The organism is Bacillus sp. FJAT-53060 (assembly GCF_037104745.1).
GTDB classification, from domain to species: domain Bacteria; phylum Bacillota; class Bacilli; order Bacillales; family Bacillaceae; genus Bacillus; species Bacillus stratosphericus_B.
Window position 1 is genome coordinate 1 of sequence record NZ_JBAWSW010000074.1, and the last position, 3,268, is coordinate 3,268.

Sequence of the window (3,268 nt, forward strand, 5' to 3'; positions counted from 1 at the left end):
TGTTTACGCTTTTTTACTTTCACACGACACTGTAAACCGTAGGTTTGCATAATACGTTGTACCGTCTTATGATTCATTTTCATTTCTTTTTGTAGTAGAGCTGTGATTTTACGATAACCGTACGTATATTGATGTGATTTACAGAGTGATGAAATCAACTGGACTAGTTTCTGCTGCTTTGGATTCGGCTGATGATCTTGTTTTTTCCAACGATAAAATGTTAATCTTGCAAGCTCAAACATCTGACAGAATGCACTTATACTCACTTTGTCTTTTACCGTATCATAAATCGACACGTACGCTTCCTTTTTCACTTCCTTTCCCATTCTATGTACTTTTTTAAGATGTCGATTTGTTGTTTGAGATAACGATTTTCTGTTTTCAACTTTTCGTTCTCATCTTGATATTCAGGTCCTTTCCCATATGAATATTGTTTCCCGACTGGTTGATGAAACCGATGGTGTTCACCATCACGATACCATTTCATCCATGTTTTCACTTGGGTACTATTCTTAATTCCTAGCTTGTCCATGATTTCTTTTGTTGGAATCCCTATTAACTTCATTCGAACGGCCTCTTCTTTTACGCTAATCGGATAACTTACTCTTTTTTTCATACAAAAACACCTCCAAATTGTTTTCAGGTATGCTATACCCGATGTTCAACTTAAAGGTGTTTTTATTTGTCTCATATTATGTGGTCAGTCCCATTTCTCCTTGTCTTTTTTTGACTGAATCGTTTATTATGCATATTAATTTCTTTAACACTCGTACTTATAACTGAATCGTTTATATGGATTTTTTATACAATTTTTCCAAACAATTAGAATCCATCCGTGACATCATATTCATAATTGATATTAGCACTGACATTTCTCATGGTAGACTTCGCTGTAGCTTTTGCGTTGTACTTAAAGCTCCATTTTTGAGCCACTTTTAATTGATCTTCCAGAGAAATACGATAAGAACCACTTGTTGCAGATGAAAAAAGTGATTGGTACCAAATATTGCTTTCACTAGCCATTAATTTGTGTGTAACATTCCCTTGGTTAGGTGTTTGAGTACTAGTCGTGGAAATCGATTTAACAACAGCACGTTTAGGAACTGCAGGATTATTAGTTAAATCCATTGTAATGACAGAAGAATCAACACCTGTTAGATTCAAAGAAGAATTCCCCAAGTTGGTAGCGGTCCCTGTAAAGTTGAATTTCCCATTTCCAGATTTAATACGATCTTGAATTGAGACAGTAAAATACATATCCCCTGTATATGTACCACGGGTCACTTTCACAAAATAAGTTTCTGTAGTTGAAGTAACTTCACCTGTATTCGCAAAAATAAAGGGCGTTACTGAATGAGGATTAATAACTTCGGACCCTGTCCTAGAATATTTCGAATTATACACCTCGATATTCATCCCTGTATATTGCTTATTATACGAACTTCTTACATAAACTCTTTCACCCTTGTTGATCGTGAACTGATAATACGCTTCATTTTCACCTTCAGGTAAGATTGTTGTGTCTGAACGACTATATTTCCAATATCCCATTGAACTTGCTGTGTTAGGACTGTTATTCCCTGTGATAGCTGCTTCTGCTGTATTTGGCGTAATAAAGCTGGTAACAAGCATAAACAACAATGCTGGTAATAAAAAACGTTTAAAGATACTATTTGTCATATTTTAACCCTCCTTGTAATAATTACTATATCGGATCAAAACTAACAAATTTTAACTTAATTGCCGATATATTTAATAATCACTATTTTTTTAAAAAAGGAGAATCAAAATGAATATTAACACATCATACACAACAGTTGTTTCAAACAATCATAACCGTATAGACTCCAAAAACCAGCCAGCTATCCAAAGTACAAATGAGGTGATGACCGAATCTGATAGACGAATGAAAATATTAGATGAGAAATACGAAAAAATAAATGAACAAAATAAACGTTTCAAAGATCCTCAAGGCCATATATATGATAAGTATCGAAATCCACACTCTTCTTATTTCAGAAGTGACCTAACTTCCGTGGAGAGAGAAGCTGCTTACATTATGGAAATGAGTTGGGCAAGGAATAATAAGGGTGGACAATACGATTTTAATGACGCCATCTTCCGCAATGAAAAACGATACGATCCTACCCAAGAAAGTGTAGAAAAGAAAATACTCAATCGCCAAAAAGTGAACGAACAACTGCAAGCTTTATTTTCTACCAATGGTTTGACCATTCCTAAAAATGCAAATTTAATTTTTACAATTGACCCAAATAATTTTAAATTAGTGGTGAGTGGATCAAAAGACGAATCGCTGGTCAAACAAATAGAAGACATATTAAATACAAACAACAATACAAGAGAGTTATTTTTTCATATCATGAAAAGCAGATCTGACGATTCCACTCAATTCACAGCTGACACCCTTGCAAAATTCCATCTTGTCAATCAAATCAAAACGGTGACGGGCTACAATTTAAACGATTTAAGCATTGTAAACGGTCAATTTATTACGGATAACGGAACAAATATTTTTGATATATACAAAGAAGAACTTCTGAAAAATCCGTACACCGCAGAAAATGCGCGTATTGCCGCTTCACATTATGGTGCACAGCTATTTGATCTAGCCAAAAACGGGTTTGATTCTATTCCTGATTTGGTGCTATCTATTGGTTATCAAAATGGGGCTTTATATGACATTGGTTGAAGTTAACTAAACGAGGGCTTGAATCATGTATAAAAATCAACTGTAAACAAGGTGCTATGACAATACGATCACAGCGTCTTGTTTCTAAAAATATTGGAGGATTCCCACAACAAAACAAGAACTAACTAGAAGTATTAAATTGATTTTCAAATTGAGGAGGGCTTTATTTGTTATTTGTGGGGATTGCAATTTTAATTGTGCTTGTCATATCAAGTACAATGATAGAGAAAAGTTTAACATCAATTGGAAAACAAAATGAACTCATCATAGAGCTGTTAAAAGAAAAGAGCGATAAAAGCTGATGGGACTGACCCCCGTTTTTGAGACAGGGATCAAAACACCTTTATGAAACAGCCAGTTGTCGAAACTCTTTCGGTGACTGGTTGTTTCATTTTAATTGAATTCGGATATTGTTATAATAATTAATATACTCCCTGACCGTTTTTTCTACAATGGCTGTTGTAGTGTTTGTCAGGTGGTGGAGATAGAATCCTTCTGATTTTAAACTGGAGTGGAAGGATTCGATGGGGGCATTATCAGCGGGCATTCCCTTACGGG

6 protein-coding genes are annotated in these 3,268 nt (G+C 34.9%); 2 read left to right on the forward strand and 4 right to left on the reverse strand.

The window, feature by feature from the left end; genetic code table 11:
- The 3 genes from WAX46_RS15465 to WAX46_RS15475 all read right to left on the reverse strand — a co-directional run.
- A partial coding sequence (locus WAX46_RS15465) for an IS3 family transposase (RefSeq protein WP_336494304.1) occupies nt 1-326 on the reverse strand: 326 nt, incomplete at its 3' end.
- On the reverse strand, nt 311-616 hold the full coding sequence (locus WAX46_RS15470) for a hypothetical protein (protein ID WP_226567261.1): 306 nt from the start codon (nt 614-616) through the stop codon (nt 311-313). The genes WAX46_RS15465 and WAX46_RS15470, both read right to left, overlap by 16 nt.
- Before the next feature lie 206 nt (nt 617-822).
- Nucleotides 823-1,680 (reverse strand): hypothetical protein, encoded by an 858-nt coding sequence (locus tag WAX46_RS15475; protein WP_226570292.1) that lies wholly within the window; start codon nt 1,678-1,680, stop codon nt 823-825.
- A 109-nt stretch (nt 1,681-1,789) separates the two neighbouring features.
- Here WAX46_RS15475 and WAX46_RS15480 point away from each other — a divergent pair, with 109 nt between their 5' ends.
- Both WAX46_RS15480 and WAX46_RS15485 read left to right on the forward strand, forming a co-directional pair.
- Nucleotides 1,790-2,710: a DUF4885 family protein gene (locus WAX46_RS15480; RefSeq protein WP_226570294.1), complete on the forward strand. Its 921-nt coding sequence runs from the start codon at nt 1,790-1,792 to the stop codon at nt 2,708-2,710.
- A gap of 167 nt (nt 2,711-2,877) precedes the next feature.
- Nucleotides 2,878-3,012, forward strand: coding sequence for a hypothetical protein (locus tag WAX46_RS15485; RefSeq protein ID WP_264188796.1), 135 nt, complete (start codon nt 2,878-2,880; stop codon nt 3,010-3,012).
- An 86-nt stretch (nt 3,013-3,098) separates the two neighbouring features.
- On the opposite strand, the gene WAX46_RS15490 is transcribed toward WAX46_RS15485, so the two are convergent.
- Nucleotides 3,099-3,268, reverse strand: a 170-nt coding sequence (locus tag WAX46_RS15490) for an IS3 family transposase (protein WP_336493510.1), incomplete at its 5' end; no start/stop codon positions are given.